This window comes from Parcubacteria group bacterium (assembly GCA_041659505.1).
Taxonomy (GTDB): Bacteria; Patescibacteriota; Minisyncoccia; order Moranbacterales; family UBA2206; genus UBA9630.
Genome location: JBAZYF010000004.1, coordinates 37,174 through 55,322, shown reverse-complemented (window position 1 = coordinate 55,322; position 18,149 = coordinate 37,174). Strand labels below are relative to the sequence as shown.

17 protein-coding genes are annotated in these 18,149 nt (G+C 42.7%); all 17 read left to right on the top strand.

The genetic code is table 11. From position 1 onward, the window contains the following. Positions 1-7 precede the first annotated feature (7 nt). The 17 genes from WC848_05670 to WC848_05590 all read left to right on the top strand — a co-directional run bounded on the left by WC848_05670 (position 8) and on the right by WC848_05590 (position 18,134). Positions 8-2,200, top strand: a complete 2,193-nt coding sequence (locus WC848_05670) for a heavy metal translocating P-type ATPase (protein ID MFA5962144.1) — start codon at positions 8-10, stop codon at positions 2,198-2,200. Positions 2,201-2,275: 75 nt separating this feature from the next. Further along, complete coding sequence (locus tag WC848_05665) at positions 2,276-2,974, top strand: hypothetical protein (protein ID MFA5962143.1); 699 nt, start codon at positions 2,276-2,278, stop codon at positions 2,972-2,974. A gap of 219 nt (positions 2,975-3,193) precedes the next feature. Continuing rightward, on the top strand, positions 3,194-3,439 hold the full coding sequence (locus WC848_05660; protein ID MFA5962142.1) for a metal-sensing transcriptional repressor: 246 nt from the start codon (positions 3,194-3,196) through the stop codon (positions 3,437-3,439). 196 nt (positions 3,440-3,635) lie between these two features. Next, a complete protein-coding gene (locus WC848_05655; GenBank protein MFA5962141.1) occupies positions 3,636-4,793 on the top strand; it encodes an efflux RND transporter periplasmic adaptor subunit in 1,158 nt (385 codons plus the stop codon). Between the two features lie 227 nt (positions 4,794-5,020). Then, positions 5,021-8,317 carry an efflux RND transporter permease subunit gene (locus WC848_05650; GenBank protein ID MFA5962140.1) on the top strand — a complete coding sequence of 1,099 codons (3,297 nt, stop codon included), beginning with the start codon at positions 5,021-5,023 and terminating at the stop codon, positions 8,315-8,317. 190 nt (positions 8,318-8,507) lie between these two features. Next, the gene (locus WC848_05645; protein MFA5962139.1) at positions 8,508-8,735 is read left to right on the top strand and encodes a DUF2892 domain-containing protein; all 228 of its coding nucleotides are present in this window, start codon (positions 8,508-8,510) and stop codon (positions 8,733-8,735) included. Positions 8,736-8,857: 122 nt separating this feature from the next. Next, positions 8,858-9,307 carry a transcriptional regulator NrdR gene (gene nrdR / locus WC848_05640; protein MFA5962138.1) on the top strand — a complete coding sequence of 150 codons (450 nt, stop codon included), beginning with the start codon at positions 8,858-8,860 and terminating at the stop codon, positions 9,305-9,307. A 42-nt stretch (positions 9,308-9,349) separates the two neighbouring features. Further along, positions 9,350-11,566, top strand: coding sequence for a ribonucleoside triphosphate reductase (locus WC848_05635; protein ID MFA5962137.1), 2,217 nt, complete (start codon positions 9,350-9,352; stop codon positions 11,564-11,566). 37 nt (positions 11,567-11,603) lie between these two features. Continuing rightward, a complete protein-coding gene (gene nrdD, locus WC848_05630; GenBank protein MFA5962136.1) occupies positions 11,604-11,864 on the top strand; it encodes an anaerobic ribonucleoside-triphosphate reductase in 261 nt (86 codons plus the stop codon). A gap of 252 nt (positions 11,865-12,116) precedes the next feature. Beyond that, positions 12,117-12,821: an anaerobic ribonucleoside-triphosphate reductase activating protein gene (locus WC848_05625; GenBank protein MFA5962135.1), complete on the top strand. Its 705-nt coding sequence runs from the start codon at positions 12,117-12,119 to the stop codon at positions 12,819-12,821. Between the two features lie 251 nt (positions 12,822-13,072). After that, positions 13,073-13,384 carry a hypothetical protein gene (locus WC848_05620; protein ID MFA5962134.1) on the top strand — a complete coding sequence of 104 codons (312 nt, stop codon included), beginning with the start codon at positions 13,073-13,075 and terminating at the stop codon, positions 13,382-13,384. Positions 13,385-13,388: 4 nt separating this feature from the next. Next, positions 13,389-13,700, top strand: a complete 312-nt coding sequence (locus tag WC848_05615; protein MFA5962133.1) for a hypothetical protein — start codon at positions 13,389-13,391, stop codon at positions 13,698-13,700. Beyond that, on the top strand, positions 13,666-14,643 hold the full coding sequence (locus WC848_05610; protein MFA5962132.1) for an FAD:protein FMN transferase: 978 nt from the start codon (positions 13,666-13,668) through the stop codon (positions 14,641-14,643). Before WC848_05615 ends, WC848_05610 begins: the two co-directional genes overlap by 35 nt. A gap of 16 nt (positions 14,644-14,659) precedes the next feature. Then, positions 14,660-15,514: a ferric reductase-like transmembrane domain-containing protein gene (locus WC848_05605; protein ID MFA5962131.1), complete on the top strand. Its 855-nt coding sequence runs from the start codon at positions 14,660-14,662 to the stop codon at positions 15,512-15,514. After that, the gene (locus WC848_05600; protein ID MFA5962130.1) at positions 15,498-15,725 is read left to right on the top strand and encodes a DUF167 domain-containing protein; all 228 of its coding nucleotides are present in this window, start codon (positions 15,498-15,500) and stop codon (positions 15,723-15,725) included. Before WC848_05605 ends, WC848_05600 begins: the two co-directional genes overlap by 17 nt. 221 nt (positions 15,726-15,946) lie before the next feature. Then, complete coding sequence (locus WC848_05595; protein ID MFA5962129.1) at positions 15,947-16,462, top strand: hypothetical protein; 516 nt, start codon at positions 15,947-15,949, stop codon at positions 16,460-16,462. Between the two features lie 88 nt (positions 16,463-16,550). Beyond that, positions 16,551-18,134: a ComEC/Rec2 family competence protein gene (locus WC848_05590; protein ID MFA5962128.1), complete on the top strand. Its 1,584-nt coding sequence runs from the start codon at positions 16,551-16,553 to the stop codon at positions 18,132-18,134. Positions 18,135-18,149 lie beyond the last annotated feature (15 nt).

The following is an 18,149-nucleotide window of genomic DNA, read 5'->3' as shown; positions in this document are numbered from 1 at the left end:
TAAACTTATGCCAACAAAGAAAATTATTTTTGAAATCACCGGAATGACCTGCGCCAGCTGTGCGGCGAGTAATGAACGGGTGCTGGTGAAAACGCCAGGAATCAAAAAAGCTTCGATTAATTTTGCGACCAAAAAAGCCTTGGTGGAATATGATGATAAGCTGCTTAGCGAAAGTGATGTCAAAAAGATCATCCTTTCCAATGGTTATGGAATTGGCAGTGAACGTTCGCGCAGGTATCAGATAGTTAATAAGTATGCGCAGTATAAAAATGAACTTTTTGGTAATATTAAAGTCCGGCTAGTTTTATCGGCACTTTTTTCTTTACCGATCCTTTTGGGGATGTTTTTTAAGATTAAGTCTGGTTTTTTGATTGCAGGAATTGATTTTGTGATGTGGGTGCATATTGTTTTGGCAACAATTGTGGTGTTCATTTTGGGTTGGCCGTTTCATCGCATGGCTTATCTTCAGGCTAGAAAAAAAGAAGCTAATATGGATAGTTTGATTTCAATGGGTACGCTCGTCGCCTATTTTTTCAGCCTCTGGGCGGTTTTCCACGGGCAAAAGGACTATTTTGAAACCGCGGCAATGATCATCATGTTTATCCTTTTAGGGAAATATCTGGAGGATATCAGTGTGCAAAAAACGGGTGAAGCGATGCGAAAACTTTTGGAGTTGGGTGCCAAGCGGGCACGGATATTGATTAGTGGGGAAGAAAAAGAAGTGGAGATTTCTGAGCTCAAAATTGGAGATGTGGTGGTGGTGCGACCGGGCGAAAAAATTCCACTGGACGGCTACATTGTTGAGGGACATTCATCGGTGGATGAATCGATGCTTACAGGAGAGTCATTACTGGTTGAAAAAAAAGTGGGCGATTATGTTTTTGGCGCGATGCTCAATGAAGACGGTATTCTCAAGGTGCGGGTAGCGCAGACGGGCGAAGGGACGGCGCTGGCACAGATCATTCGAACAGTTGAAGAGGCACAGAATTCCAAACCGCCCATTCAAAAATTAGCAGACAAGGTGGCGCGAGTTTTTGTGCCGACGGTACTTTTGCTTACGCTCATTACTTTTCTTGCGTGGTACTTTTTTACGGAAAAGGGCGTCCAAGCGGTCATCTATGCGGTTTCTGTTTTAGTTATTGCTTGTCCTTGTGCTCTCGGCCTGGCTACGCCGACAGCCATTATGGTGGGGGCGGGGCGCGGGGCGAAACAGGGAATTTTGTTTAAAAGCGGAGAAAGCTTTGAACGGATCAAGGATATTTCGATGGTTATTTTCGACAAAACTGGGACATTGACCAAAGGTAGGCCGGTCGTCAAAGTGATCCTTAAAAATCCGGAAGTAAAAACATCAGAGACGGATTTTTTGAGTATCGCCTATAGCTTGGCGCTAAATTCTGAGCATCCCTATTCCAAGGCGATCGTAGCTTATGCCAATAGCTTGAATCTCGCTATGGAAAAACGAAAGCTAAAAAGTACGTTGGAGTATAAAGGGCGGGGAATTTCGGGAATCGATGGAGAAAGAAAAACAGTTCTTTTGGGTAATGCAAAAATTATGGCAGAAAATGAGTTGAGCGGAAAGTGGATTTCTAAGATGGAGGCTGACCCTAAAAATCAAACAGGCGCGCTTCTTTTTGTGGCTCAAGGCGGCACTGTTCTAGGGGCATTCTTGATCGAAGATGAAATTCGCGATGAAGCGAAAAAAGTTGTCGATACGTTGAAAAAAATGCGTCTCAAGGTGGGAATAATTTCCGGTGATCGCGAAGTGGTGGCGCAGTCTGTGGCTGAGCATTTGGGAATTGAAAATGTCATTGCTGATGTATTGCCGCATGAGAAACTGGAAGCGATCAGACGGCTTCAAGTGCGGGGAGAAAAAATTGTTTTTGTCGGCGATGGGATCAATGACGCGCCAAGTCTTATCCAGGCCGATCTGGGGATTGCGATGGGTAGCGCGATGGATATCGCCAAGGAAGCTGGGCAGATCGTGATGCTGGAGAATAATCTGAAAAAAGTCGTGGAGGCGATTTTAATTTCCCGCAAAACTTTCCGTGCAATCAGGCAAAATCTTTTTTGGGCTTTTTTCTACAACATCATTGCCATACCGCTCGCGATGTTTGGCTTTCTCACGCCGGCAATCGCGGCGATAGCGATGTCTTTCAGTTCGGTTTCTGTGGTTCTCAATAGTCTGCGTGTTTCGAAGTAGGATGGTTTGATTTATTTGTGGTACAATCAGGAAGTGGTTCAAGGGGGAGTTAATTATGTCTGTAAGCTTAAAAAAATGAGAGAAGAAATTTTAAAACAGGAGAGTTCTGATGGGAAAAAGGAACTGCAAAAATCTCATGAGGATATAGAAAAGGAAAGGGAGTATGTCGTGGTAAAAACCAAAATCGGTGTCATTTTTAAGACTTATCAGAAAGGGAAGGAGCGAGTAGATTCCATGAAAGAGAATTTGGCGAGGATTATGAAACTACATGGAGTTGAAAACACGATCGGCGTAGAATTAGATCAATGCGCGAACATAAAAGATAAGAGAGAATTTATCGAACAAGTGTTTAAATTGATTAAGCCATTGGTTGATTTAACAATCAAATACCCGGAACTTAACGAGAAGGATCCTTTGGATGATTTTGAACGAATACAAATCAATGAATTGCTCGTCTGTCATATGAAGAAAAATATCGCGGAGATACATATACGGCCGAGAGAATCTTTGGGTGAAACTATTGTGAAACTTAAAAACGGGTTGGAAATATTAGCTGAGATTGTGAATAAAAATAAAGATATAGAAATGGTCAAAGGAGAATCATGGATTATTGCAAGACATCCAAAAATTATAGAGAAGTTTGGTTTTGTCATTGATGAAACTGATGGATCTGCGATAGGTAAAACTACTAGGAGTGCTCACATGACGAGAGAAGATTTTTTAAAAAAATACCTAAATCAATCTGAAAATGGTGGCGTACAAAAAAGAATCTAATGATTGGGCTGTTTGACTCACGAGCCAGCAGCGCGTTTATTTGTTGTTATAGTTGATAAATAGGTAGTGGTAATATGATTCTGCAATAGAATCTGATCAAAAGCACTCTTTTTTGGGAGTGTTTTTGTTTGCAAGGCGAAGGAAAACTAGTAAACCCTTGACACCCCCAGGGGGTGTATGTTAGACTTGGAATCACTAAGTATTAACTTTTAAAAAAATATGTCAAAAAGTAACGAGCAGTTGATCAATAATGTCATCGGTCAGCTGGAGGGAATCAAAAAGATGCTTACGGAAAAAAACCAGGATTGTTTTTCCGTGCTGATCCAGATGAAAGCGGCCAAGGCGGCGTTTGAACGTGTGATGACTGGATATACCGAACAGAGTTTAGTTGATTGCGCTGCGAAAATGAAAACCAGTGATAGGAATAAGTTGGGCAGACTTTTGAAAGAAATAATTAAAAAATAAATTACCATCGGAATTTACTCATTTAACCTCGCAATCGTATTTTCTAAAAAAATGACTCGAACGCTCTTTTTTCTTTTCAAAACTTTCCCTCAATCAACGGCATCCGGTGGAAAATTTTGAAGAAAAAAGGCATTCTCAGACAGTATTTTTTTAGAAAATACGGCTGACTCGGGTAAGTGCGTAAGCCTCAATCATTATGAAAAAAAGATATCTCATCGGAACGCTAGCTATGTTTGCATTTTTTTATCTTATTCGAGGCGCTTTTTTTGCCAAGGGAGAGGAGACATCTGAAACTAGTAACTCGATTAAAAACGTCAAGACCATTGTTGCGACGGAGTCCGATTTTCAGCCGACGCGAGATTTCTCAGGGTTTGTCAGCGGCGCAAAACAAGCTGATGTTTCGCCTAAGGCTGGCGGGTATGTGACGAAGCTCTTGAAAGAAGAGGGTGACGTGGTGCGCGCGGGAGAGGTGCTTGCTGTGCTTGATGGTAGTGAACTTGCGGCGATGGATCAGAGTGCGCTAATGACGCTTGATGCAATCAAAAAAACTGTTCGGGACACAAAAGATTTCTATGATCAAAAAGTGGATGAAGCCGAGGCGTCGCTCAAAAAAACCAAGGAAAGCTATTCCAATAGCGATGTGACAAAAAAAGACGTAAAAATTGCCGAAGAAGGATTGGATAGCGCAAAAAAAATGCGTGATTTGCAAAATTCCGGTGCGAAGGCGAATGAGGCCGCGGCTCAAGGCGGGGAATTGGTAGCGCATATTGCGGCGAAAAACGCCACTATTACCGCGCCTTTTTCCGGAGTTATCACAAGAAAATATTTTTCCGTTGGTTCTTTTGCCGCTCCGGGGACACCGCTCTATGCGATTGCTTCGCCAACTGAGTTGGAAGTAAGTGTTTCGGTTCCCAGTTCGGTGGCGGGAAATAGCTCAAAAAACATTTCCGTATCAGTTTATCCCGAAGGACAAAAAAACTTGTCATTGTCCGGCTACGTTTTTTCTACTGCGCAATCAGTCGGAACGGCGACGCAAAAATCTATCATGCGGATCCGATTTTCCGCCGCAGAAAACATTCGAGCGCTTTCGCTTGGGCAATATGCAACCGTGGCTGTGCCTGTGGGAAGTTCGCGCGCGGTTATTCTTATTCCCGAAGAAGCAATTTTGCGCGAGTATGATGATACTTTTGTGTTTAGCTTAAAAGCAGATGGAACAGTTACGAAAAATAAAATTACGCTAGGTGATTCGTTCGGCGAATTGCGCGAGGTACTTTCCGGGATTACGGCAGGCGAAAAAATCATCATAGAAGGGCAGTATTTTTTGCTGGATGGAGATGTGGTTTCAGATGAATAATGAGTACTAAGTCAGATAGGGCTACAAAACTCAGGAGTTACGCTTTTCACCTCGCAGCCGGTATTTTTCTAAAAAAATAACTCGAAGGCTCTTTTTTCTTCAAAATTTTCCCTCTATCAAAGGCAACCAATGGAAAATTTTGAAGAAAAAAGGCCTTCTCAGGCAGGATTTTTTTAGAAAAATACGGCTGACTCGAGTAAACGCTTAAATCGTGAAATTAAAATAATATGCATAATAATGACCAATCTTTTGATGATACGCACAAAGAAAAATTAGGCTTGGCGGGGAAAATTACCCGGTTGTTTTTGCAAAAAAAAGAGTTGTCCATCTTAGCTATCATTGTGATTGCGGTTTGGGGGACATTTTCTTTTATTCTCACGCCCAAGCAGTATAATCCGGAAATCGTCGCCCCGGCGTTTATCATCACGACCGATTTTCCCAATGCGGACGCGTCTGAGATTTATGAGCTGATCACCCGTCCTATGGAGGATAAAATTTCCGAGTTGACGAAGATTGACAATATTTCTTCGCAAACTTTTCCGGGTGGGCGGAGTATGGTGATGGTGAAATTTTTAGTCGGGTCTGATTTAGAGAATGCTAAAGTTGAGCTGAACCAAAAATTACAGGATAATATTGGACTGAAACCAGCGGGCGCGATGGATCCCGTCGTCCAAGCGATTGATCCGGATGATGTGCCAATTTTGGATATTGGATTATCTTCTGGTATATTATCGGAAAGTACTTTGCGGAAATTAGCTTTTGATGTTTCTGATGAACTCAAGCAGGCGAAGGGCATATCAAAAGTCGAGATTAAAGGTGGGCGGATCAATAATCTTTTTGTGGAACCGCGCGCGGGGGAACTGTCAGCAAGGAATATTTCTCTTTTTGAAATTATGGGAGCGATAACTAGTGCAAACGGTGTTTTTAGTGTCAATCCAATCGAAGGAGCAAAAAGAAATCCACTTTTGGATGTTTCTGGAAATATTCGGAATGTGGAAGATTTGAAAAATTTAGTTTTGCGTCAAGAGGGAGGTGCGATTTTGCGTTTGGGAGATATCGCGGAGATTACTTACGGTCCGGGAGAAATTACTAGTTTTGTTTCAGTGGCAAAGAAAAACGAGGCGGATGTGCCAGTGGTGCACATTGCTCTTTCTAAGCTTAAGGGAACCAATGCCACAACCGTTTCTTCTGATGTTATAGGGAAATTGGAAAAATTCAAAGGCACGATGATCTCTCAAGATGTCAAAGTTGAAGTGCTGCGCGATGAAGGCAAAACTTCGAGTGAAGAAATTAGCAAACTGACTTTCGATCTGACCAAATCGATCCTCGTTGTGGCGGTACTCCTTATGCTGTTTTTGGGTTTTCGTAACGCAATGACGGCGGCGGTTTCTATCCCCTTGGTTCTTTTGGCCGTGTTTGGTGTGGGACTTTTGGCTGGGCAAACTGTTAACCGCATTACACTGTTTGCCCTCATTCTTTCCTTAGGGCTTTTAGTCGATGACGCAATCGTGGTGATTGAAAATGTGGCGCGCTATTTTCGACTCTACCCGCAGGAGAATCGGATAAAATTAATTGTACGAGCGGTGGATGAAGTGGGTGGGGCACTGGCGCTTTCCACACTCACGATGGCGATCGCTTTCATCCCGATGGCGTTTGTGACCGGAATGATGGGACCATACATGGCGCCGATTCCGTTTTTCGTGCCGGCCGCTTTGTTTGCTTCACTTATTTTTTCTGTTTCGATCAATCCCTATCTCGCGTTGATTTTTACACCAAAAAATGATCCCAATATTAAGAGAAAAAGCTATGAGGAAGGTTTTTTCTTCCGCCAGTTTAAAAAATTGGAAGAGCGCTATACAAAATGGCTCAAATATTTTTTAGCAACGGCCGGGAGAAGGAAAAAAATAATTAGCGTGGTCGCGGTTATTTTTGTTTTTTCTCTCATCTTGCCACTCACTCCGCTTGTGCCTTTTCGGATGCTTCCGAAAGCGGACAAAAATCAAGTCTATGTTTATATCAATCTGCCCAATGGCACAGCTGTGGGTGAGACGCAAGCTGACGCTAAATCTATCGAGGAGCTGATTTTGGAAAATTCGGAAGTGCAAAATGTGGAGAGCTTTGTGGGTGAGGCGCCCGTGGTGGATTTCAATGGACTTTTCCGGGGTAGTTCTTTCCGTCTGTTTCAAAACCAAGCGACGCTCAGGGTGAATCTGACCGAAAGCAATGAGCGCAATATTAGTTCAGAAAAGCTTGCGCAGGAATTTGTTAATGTGACCAGTCCATATCTGAGCGAACATCCGAATATTAAGATGCGCATCGTCGAGGATCCGCCGGGACCGCCGGTATTGGCGACATTTTTGCTAAAAATTGAGAGTAGGGACGAAAAAAATCGTGAACAGATGGCGCGCGATTTCGAAGCAGAAATTGAAAATATCCCAGGTGTCATTGATCTCGACCTTTCTACTCCCGAGCGGACATTGGATTATACTTATCGCATCCGGACCGATAAAGCGGAGCTTTTAGGCGTCGCTCCGACTGACATCTCGACGCTTTTGCATGTGGCGCTATCTGGCTTTGCGGTCGGACAATATCATGAAGTGACGCCGGGCAACTCGCGCAAACCGGAGCAAGAATATATCATCTTGCGTTTGCCAAAAGATGATCGCAACACAGAGGAGGATCTAGCGAAAATTGAAATTCCCTCACGAAATGGTACGAGTGTGCCACTTTTGGAAATTATTGAAAAAACCGACAGTGCAACCGATCTGCCAATTTTGTCTGATGATCGCCGGCAAGCGACCTATCTTTCCGCCGAGATGAATAATCGCAGTATTGTGTATGCTGTTTTGGATTTTTTCCCCAAGCTTCTCAAATATAAATTGCCGGATGGCAATGGGAAAGTAGTAGCTTGGAATCTGCTCGGTGCGGAATATGAAAACACGCAGACGCATGAGCATTATTTTGTCAAAATCGACGGCGAGTGGAAATTGACCTTGGAAGTTTTTCGCGACTTGGGACTGGCGATGGGGGTGGCGATTTTTCTCATCTATTTTGTCTTGGCCGCCAAATCCGAATCACTCTTTGTGCCGCTTCTTTTGATGGTAAGTATTCCGCTTGGTCTCATTGGAGTTTTTCCCGGCTTTGCAATCCTTAACGCCCTCAAAGGCACCTATTTTAATGCAACGTCGATGATTGGCGTCATTGCACTTGCGGGGCTTTCCGTCAAAAATACGGTCATATATCTCGAATATCTCGAACCGCTCAAAAAGCTTGGCAAGCCAATGATTGAGGCTTTGGTTGAAACAGGTAGAATTCGTTTGCTTCCGATCACCCTGACCTCGCTTACGGCCATTTTGGGATCGCTCACAATCATAACTGATCCGGTCTGGGAAGGGCTGGCCTGGGCGCTCATCTTCGGTCTCACGGCTTCAACTTTTCTCACTTTGGTGGTTTTTCCAATCATCTATTATATGGTTGAACATAAAAAATGGGACACTTCAATGCGAGCTAAACATTTAGACTAGGAGTTATGCATTTCACCTCACAGCCGTATTGGCTAAAAAAATTACTCGAACGCTCTTTTTTCTTTTTAAAATTTCCCCTCAAGAAGCGGCAACCAATGGAAAATTTTGAAGAAAAAAGGCATTCTCAAACAGGATTTTTTAGCCAATACGGCTGACTTGGGCAAATGCGTAAGTCATTCAGAATAAAAATATGCAAAAGAAAATTTATCGTCAAGAAACCGATCGTTGGTATGTGGAAAGAATCGTTTTTTTGATTGCCGGAATTTTTGTAGTGCTTTCGGAAGTAATGTCCTTGGCCGGTCATCCTAATTTTCGCTATTTCACACTCTTGGTCGGCGCGATGCTGATTAACTTTTCCTTGACCGGTTATTGTCCATTAGCAGTTATCGTTGCGAAATTTGGGGTGCGGGGAAAATAATCAAAATTCCCCCCTGTGGATAACTCTTGTTTTTGGCTTGAAATGTGCCCCTTGTCAGGAATTTCGGTTGTGGTATAATTCTATGGCGGTACACTATATATAGTATAAAAAGAGAAAAAAGTATGAATTGTCCGTTTTGTAATAATACTGAAACCAAGGTCGTCGATTCGCGGGAAACCAATGAGGGCAAGATTACACGCCGAAGGCGCGAATGCCTGAAATGTGAAGCGCGTTTTAGTACTTACGAGGAAGTCGAACTCTTGCGCCTCTCAGTACTAAAGAGGAATGGCACACGGGTGGACTATTCCCGGCCAAAGATCGAGACAGGAGTGCGTAAGGCGCTTGAGAAACGTCCAGTCTCGGAAGAGAAGATTGCCAAATTTATCGGAGAAATTGAGTACGAAATTCGTTCAAGAGAAAAACCAGAAATCACTTCGCGCGAAATCGGCAAGCTCATTCTCAAAAAACTGCGCGAGTTGGATGAAGTGGCCTATGTGCGGTTTGCTAGTGTCTATAAATCATTTGCGAATATCGAAAGTTTTAAGCGGGAGTTGGATACATTTGATAAATAATTTTTTAGGGGGCTAATTGAAATAAAAAATAACAAAAACTGTATGGCAAAAAAAGTGAAAAAAAGCGGCAAGGGGAATGAAGTGAAGAAATCAGGCGGGCCCGCCCGCAACGCTTCGCGTAGCGATGCGGGCGGGGATATAGAAATCAAAAAAGTCATCAAGCGTAATGGCAATGTGGCGAATTTTGACCAGGCGAAAATTACTAAAGGAGTGGCGAAGGCTTTTGTGACGACCAAAGAAGGTACGGCGGATGATGCCAAGAAAGTGACGGAAAAAGTGGTGAAGCTTTTGGGGCGAAAACATAAAAAAGGTTATGTGCCGGAGATCGAAGAGATCCAGGATCTGGTGGAAAGAGTGCTGATGATTTTGGATTTTGAAGAAACTGCCAAGGCCTATATCCTTTATCGCGAACAACATCGCAAAAATCGCGAAGCGCAGGAATCATTGGATGAGGCGGTCAATCTGGTGGATAAATATATCCAAGAAATCGACTGGAAAGTGAAAGAAAACGCCAATATGGCTTATTCGCTCCAAGGTCTTAATAATTACATTTCCTCGATTGTCAGCTCGAAATATTGGATGAATCGTGTGTACACCAGAGCGATCCGTGAGGCACATGAGGGCGGAGATTTCCACATTCATGATTTGCAACTGTTGGCAGCCTATTGTTGCGGTTGGGATTTGCAAGATCTTTTGCGCCGTGGGTTTACTGGTGTGCCAGGAAAAGTGGCTTGCAAACCAGCCAAACACTTGGGTTCAATTTTGGGACAAATGGTCAATTTTACCTATACGACGCAAGGTGAAGTGGCCGGCGCGCAAGCTTTTTCCAATTTTGACACCTTGCTCGCTCCATTCGTGCGCTATGATAAATTGACTTATGCTGAGGTTAAGCAAGAAATTCAGTCTTACGTGTTTAATATGAATGTGTCGACGCGCGTGGGATTCCAAACGCCATTTTCTAATATCACGATGGACATCACTTGTCCCAAGAACTTGAAAAATGAAGCAGTGATTTTTGGCGGTTTTCCCCAGAAAGAAACTTATGGTGAATTCCAAGAAGAGATGAATCTGATCAATAAGGCATTTGCCGAAGTGATGACAGAGGGGGACGCTGCCAGCCGGATTTTCACTTTCCCCATCCCGACCTATAACATCGGCAAAGATTTTGACTGGACAGATAAGCGTTTCGATGCGATTTGGGAAATGACTGCTAAATATGGTATTCCGTACTTTGCCAACTTTGTGAACTCAGATATGGATCCTGATGATGCGCGTTCGATGTGTTGCCGGTTGCGTTTGGATAATCGGGAATTGCACAAGCGCGGTGGCGGACTGTTTGGTGCCAATCCACTGACTGGATCGATCGGCGTGGTGACAATCAATCTGCCTCGCTTGGGATATATTGCAAAAAACAAACAAGAATTTTTGGCAAAACTCAATCATCTAATGGATCTGGCGCAAGAGAGTCTTGAGACAAAACGCACGATGGTAGAAAAACTGACCGAGGGCGGACTTTATCCTTATACCAAATTCTATCTGGCACCGATCAAAATGCGCCGTGGACAATATTGGGCGAATCATTTCTCGACAATCGGTCTAGTCGGCATGAACGAAGCGCTCCTTAATCTGATTGGGAAAGATATTACGACTCCGGCTGGACAAAAAATGGCAGAAGAAATCCTGACGCATATGCGCAAAAGAATCATCGGCTATCAAAAAGAAACCGGTAATCTCTATAATCTCGAAGCAACGCCGGCCGAAGGTACTTCGTACCGCTTGGCGCGGATGGACAAGAAAAAGCATCCGGATATTATTTTTGCCAACGACCAGAAAGTTAAGGAGAAGAATGCTGAACCATATTACACCAATTCATCGCAATTGCCAGTCCAGCACACAGAAGATATTTTTGAAGCGTTGGATCTGCAGGATAAATTGCAGACGAAATATACCGGCGGAACGGTGCTGCATGGATTTTTGGGAGAGCGCATTTGGGACATCGAAACGACCAAGCAATTAGTGCGCAAGATTGCGGAAAACTATGCCCTTCCATATTTCACCCTCACGCCAACTTTCAGTATCTGCCCGGTGCATGGCTACATCAATGGTGAGCATCCATATTGTCCTAAGTGCGTCGCAGAGCAAAAAGCCGAAGTGTATTCCCGTGTTGTAGGGTACATTCGACCGGTCGAGCAATGGAACAGTGGCAAGCAAGCAGAGTTCGATGATCGCAAGGAATTTAAAGTAGAAAAGAAAAAATAATTTTTTTCAAAATAAAATAATAAATTAAAAAAACAATATGCAAAAACAAATTTGCCACGATTGTGGCCGAGAGCTGAAGATGGACGAAGAGTATATGAGTTATGTCGTAGAGAGTGGAGAGTTTTGTAAGTGTAAGAGTTGTCATGAGGCCGATCCAGTGCTACGTAATTTTCAAAGAACCGAAGTCTATTCTCGAGTAGTAGGCTATATCCGACCGGTAGCGCAATGGAACGGAGGCAAACAAGCGGAATTTGATGATCGCAAGGAATTCAAGCTGGACGGCGTTGCTTGTTGCTAAATAATAGAAAGATAGCGGGGCAATCTTGAATTTTTCGGGATTGCCCTGAATTATATTTATTTTCCTCCTCGCCCCTCGGGAGAGGATGTCACGAGCACGTGACAGGTTAGGGCAAGGGCTATAAATCAAAAACAGTCTGTGCTAATTTAGCTTTTGCCTAATATTAAGCCCTTTCCCTCATCCGGCCTTCGGCCACCTTCTCCCGGAGGGCGAAGGGGATATAAACAAAATTTTCTAACATAAATTATTAGTATGAACATCGGCGGCTATCAAAAATTAACTTTGATTGATTTTCCCGGAACCTTGGCAACCACCGTTTTTACTGTTGGCTGTAATTTTCGGTGTCCGTTTTGTCATAATCCGGAATTGGTTTTGGGCGCGGGTATCAAGACATCAGGAATGGAGAATAAAACGGAACGGGAGTTTTTCGCATTTTTGAAAAAAAGAATCGGCAAACTGGAAGGAGTTTGCATTACGGGCGGTGAGCCAACTTTGCAACCGGATTTGATCGAGTTTGTCCAAAAAGTGCGCGCATTGGGTTTTCGCATAAAACTGGACACAAACGGCGCACGACCGGATATTTTGAAAAAACTGCTAGATGAAAAACTGTTGGATTTTGTGGCGATGGATATTAAAAATCAGCTTGGACGATATGGCGAAACGGTCGGTGTGAAAGTGGACACGGAGCGGATAAAATTAAGCGTTGAGTTGATCAAAAATAGTCGTCTGCCCTATGAATTTCGTACGACGGTCGTGCCGGGTATCCATAGGGAAAAAGATTTTTTGGTGATTGCTGAGTGGCTAAAAGGCGCTATGGCCTACTATTTACAAGAATATCGCGAGGACGTGATTTTGGATAAAAATCTGAAGCAAAAGACGAAAGGCCAGAAAATCAATCTGGAAAAGATCCAAGCGCAAATTGGGGATAATTTTGAGAAGATGGGAATTAGACGCTAGCAAAGGATTGCGGACAGACCATTGCCAGCAATATCGATTTCTGCTATAATTTTGCGGAGGTTTCAGGCTCATGTCATTCCCGCGAAGGCGGGAATCTAGGCACCTCAGATTCAAAATTAAGAAAAAACGAATTATTAAAATTCAAGACTATCTGAAACGGGAAGGCACCAAGACTTGTATCTCGATTTTATAGAGTTTATAACTAGTGGAACCTGGATTCCCGCCTTCGCGGGAATGACAGATAAATATTTATGCAAAAACATCTTACTAAAATTTTAGTCTTTACGATCAATATCCTACTGATGATTATCGCAGTTTTTGTGATTAAAAATCAGGATCAGAAAAATTTGGCACTGGAGACGAGCACAGATGCAACGCTTGATCCGCTTGACGCAAAAATTCTGGATACGCAAAATGCCATTTCGGCTGACCGAGAGAATAAGTTGCGTCAACTGAACAGCACTCCGCAAGCGTTGCAAACTCAACAGGTAACGACAACAACCAACACCGCAGTGACTAAACCAAGCCCAAGCAAAAGTAGTAGTACAACAAAAAAATCGTAAAATTATGAACGAAAAAAAAGCAAAAATATTTCTAGCGATTTTTCTTTTTCTGGTTATTTTTTTGGCTACGGTCAATTTGACCTTGGCAGATGATGACGAGGAGGAAGAAGATCGTCCAACAACAAGCACCTCAACTTCAACCAGTGGCTCGACAAAAACTGAGGTAACGACTAATGTGAGTACAAAAACAATTGTCCAAAAAGACAGTGATGGTGATGGTCTCCTGGATCCCAATGACCCGCATCCGAATATTCCGGAAATGTATATCGTAACTGATAACGATGGCAATGGCATTGTGGATCAATTTGAAAAATAACCAAATGGAAAAACAGCTGGTGGTGGAAAAAAGATTCAAAGCGCTCGGGACGGATATCTATTTTCAGCTGGTTTGCAATGAGAGCTTAAAGGAAGCGGCAGAAAAAGATTTGGTGGCTCTGCGAGATTTCTATCTTTCGGCTGAGCATATTTTTAGCCGTTTTGAGGAAAATAGCGAGCTGAATCAGCTGAATAACAGTTTGGGAAAATTTTCAAAAGCCTCGTCACATTTTCTCGCTGTGGCAAAAAAAATATTACATTATCATGATTTGAGCGAAGGTCTGTTTGATCCGCGAGTGATTACGATTTTAGAACAAATTGGATATGCGAAGGATTTTGGGCAAGTGGAGAATTTGCTTTCAATCAGAGAAGAAAAGGCCATTCCCAAAATTAATGCGCACAGACTGGAGGATGATTTGGTCATTTGGGATGAAGAAATTTCTTTCAATGCGCGGATGGATTTTGCGGGAATTGCTAAGGGATATATCACAGACAATGCTGGCGAGATGCTGAAACAATTCGGGTGGAAAAATTTTCTTATTGATTCGGGCGGCGATATGCTAGCCTGGGGCAAGGATAAGAAAGGAGAGGATTGGAAAATTGATATTGAGGGAATTGCGGAAGAAAAAATATTATTGATTTTGAAAAATGAGGCCGTGGCCACATCAGGGATCGGAAAACGCAAATGGCAAAGAGGCGAAAAAAGATTCCATCATTTGGTGGATCCGCAAGCTCCGGAAAGTTTTTCTTTTGATCTGCAATCAGTGACAGTCATGGCTAGGACAGTAGTGGAGGCGGATTTTTGGGCGAAAGTATTATTTATTAAAGGCAGAGAGAATGGAAAAAAATTTGCACTCGAGCATAGTTTGAGAGCTATTTTTCTAGATTATCGTGGTAATGCTTGGGTTTCGGGAGAGATGAAAAGGAATTTTTATTTGGTATAACTGGCAAGAATAGTTTATGAAAAAACTACTCCTCATCATCGCAATAATTATTTTAGGAACGCATTTCGGCGTGGCCTTGGCGCAAGAGTCAAAGGTGGATTATGGAAATGATCCAGTTCTTGACAATGATTTGGACGGCCTGACCGATGAAGGCGAAAAGCAGATTTATAAAACTGATCCTAATCTTGCCGATTCGGATGGTGATGGAATTTTGGATGGTACGGAAGTTTTGAATGGCACTAATCCCCTGGATAATACTAGCCCGAGCGCGGTGCAAAATATAACCGTTCGGGAATCGACGCAAACGGCAGCGGAAAAATGGGCGTGGTATCTCACCAGAGCCGGCGGTCTTGTTTCTTTTTTGCTTTTATATTTAGCAATTTTTTTCGGCATCGCGATTCGTTTTCCGGGTTTGAAAAATTTTTTTCAACCAATTAATTCTTTGAATTTTCATGCCTGGATTTCTGTCCAAGCCTTGCTTTTTACCCTCATCCACGGTTTGGTGCTACTGGGCGATGAATATCTTAAATTTAGCTTCAAGGATATTTTTGTGCCGTTCGCATCAAGCTATCATCCGGAAGCAGTCACGCTGGGTGTGCTTGGGATGTATCTAATGCTTGCGCTTATTCTTACATCATTCTTTCGCAAATATCTGTCCTATCGCGTTTGGCGCGTCACGCATTTTTTGAACATCGTGCTTTATGCTTTTGCTTTTTTTCATGCTATCAACCTGGGAACTGATTTGAAGACTGGGATTGTGCGGGATATTTTTCTGGGAATGAATATTTTACTCGTCATTCTTATGGTAGTAAGTCTGCTTTTGAAGTTAAAGAATGTTTTCTTCCCAAAAACCAATGAGAATATATCTTAAGGTCAGTCCACGCTCTTCGCAAAACAGTGTGGAGAAAATCAGTGAGGGAGAATATCGCGTGCGCCTTACTGCTCCGCCGGTGGATGGTAAAGCGAATGATGCGCTGATTAAAATCTTGGCGGAACATTTTGGCGTGGCTAAAAGTTTCATCACGATTGTTGGGGGAAAGAGTACGCAGAGGAAGATGGTGGATGTCCTGGGGGTTAAGTAGTTTTTAGGTTTATTTTAATACATGGAGGGCTTCATTACGGTCTTTTTGGTTTTTTGGTTTGACAAAAACCTAAAAATGTGCTAGTATTAATAGTTGAACATTAAAAACCGAATATTGCTCCGTTATAGCTATGAAATTATTATTTTAGTCGTTTTGTGGCCATAGCGAGTAGCGAAAATCAATTGATTGTACGTTCTATATTTGAAACAAAGGAGGTTATTATGATGATTAATGAAAAGAAATGTAATGCAATCATGGATATGGAGCATCCAATTATCTGCATTAACCGCAGCGTATCGCCAAAATATCCTGATTTTGTAAAAAAACTTGCAAATCCTGAGCTTGAGTTGCAAGGACCGACAAGTTTTCTGGTAACTAAACTTAGCCTTTGGCTACATCCTATACAGGAGGGCAAGCTCAAAGCTGTTGCTTATGATGAGGAGAGGGATGATGCGGCAAGGGGCTATGATATTTATAAGTATTTGGAAAAAAATAAGATGCTCGAATCTTGCTGCAATCTTGTTGACCTTAAAGCTATTCAGGACAGAGGCATTGTTTTCTTCCGAAAATATTTTGCCAAAAAATTTGTATTTGGCTGGGGGTCGGTCGTTGTAGACAACAGGGGTTACCTTGTTCCGTATCTTTATACAGATAGTGTCCGTGTGAAGTTGGGTTGGCGCTATCTCTCTGACTACTTTGTTTTCCGCGATTTTGCCTTGTTAATGTTGAGAAATTAAGTCCTCCTCAACAAGGAATAGGAGCCAGCATAGATTTATTATGCTGGCTCTTTTTAGTGGCTTGGATAATTTCTGTTATAATATTTTCATGGACAAAGCGAAAATATTTTTGACTGTGTCGGGAAGTTTTATTGGGGGCGTTTTTGGCGCTTCTTTTTTTTATCCGAATTATATTCCTGCGATTTTTGCGCAGCTTGCTTTGCTTTCGGCGGTTATCATCTTTTTTGTCTGTTACAAAAATAAAAACGCGATTTTCATAACACTCGCGCTTTTGTTTTTTGCAGCTGGTTTTTTTGTCACGCAAATTAGGATTGATAAAATAGCAGCATTTGAAGCTGCGCCGGAGGAAGTGGATTTTTCCAGGAGGGGAATGATCGTGGCGGAGCCGAAAATAAAAGACAACCAGCAAGACCTAGTTTTTTCTTCAACTTCGCCACGCCAAAGCAATATTGCGACGGCGGGGGAGATAAATTACAACATTCTCATCCAAGAGAGCGCTTATCAGAAATATGTCTATGGTGAAGAATTGGATTTGCAATGTAAGCTTACGTTGCCAAAAAATATGGCGGACAGTGATTTTGACTACCGGGCCTATTTGGCCAGGCAAGATATTTTCTACATTTGTCAAAAACCGCAGTTGGAAAAGACTGGTCAGAATTTGGGTAATCGGTTTTATAGTGCGGTGGTTATGTTGAAAAATAAATTTAGCAAAAATATTTACGCCCTTATTCCTTCGCCGGAAGCTGCCCTTTTGGAAGGCCTCATTATCGGCGGAAGTGGTAATTTGTCCAAAGAAATCCAGGCCAATTTTTCGCGCACTGGCATGACGCATATTGTGGCGGTTTCCGGGTACAATATTACCATCGTGGCGCAATATCTGATGCTTTTGGGATTCTTTTTGGGGTTGTGGCGGCGGCAAGCGTTTTGGTTTGCGCTCATCGGTATTTGGGTTTTTATCCTTATGACTGGCTTTCCCGCCTCGGCGATCCGCGCGGGGGTGATGGGAACGCTTTTGCTCTATGCGATGAAAAATGGACGGCTGGCGAATGCGGGCAATGCGATTTTATGTTCGGCGGCAGTGATGCTTTTCTGGAATCCGCTGCTTCTGCGCTATGACGTCGGATTCCAGTTGTCGTTTCTAGCTACGATCGGTATCGTCTATTTCTATCCGTTGATGGATAAATATTTCGGTGAAAAATTAAAAAAATATCCGGCCGGCGTTCCCTTTATTGCTGAGATTTTGTTTATGTCGCTCAGTGCGCAAATTTTTGTCTTACCGATCATTCTTTTCAACTTTCAAACCCTCTCGCTCATTTCGCCCGTGACCAATATCTTAGTCCTGCCGATTTTGCCCATCACGATGCTCATCGGTTTTTTGGCGATTGCCATTAGTTTCATTTTTCAGCCACTAGCGATCCTTTTTTCTTGGCTGGCATATTTGCCACTGCGCTATGAAATTCTCGTAATCAATTATTTCGCCAATCTCAAATTTTCTGCTCTCACAGTCGGGCTCTCGTGGCAAGGAATGCTTGTTTGGTATATAATTTTAGTGGGCGTAATCTATTTCATAAAAAAAGAATCCGGTAAGGAATATTTTTCTCCCACTCAAGAGATTGTGACTAGGGGGCGAGTGCGGGATCGGCTATATAGCAGTTCAGACGAGAATTCATAGGACAAATAAAGAATT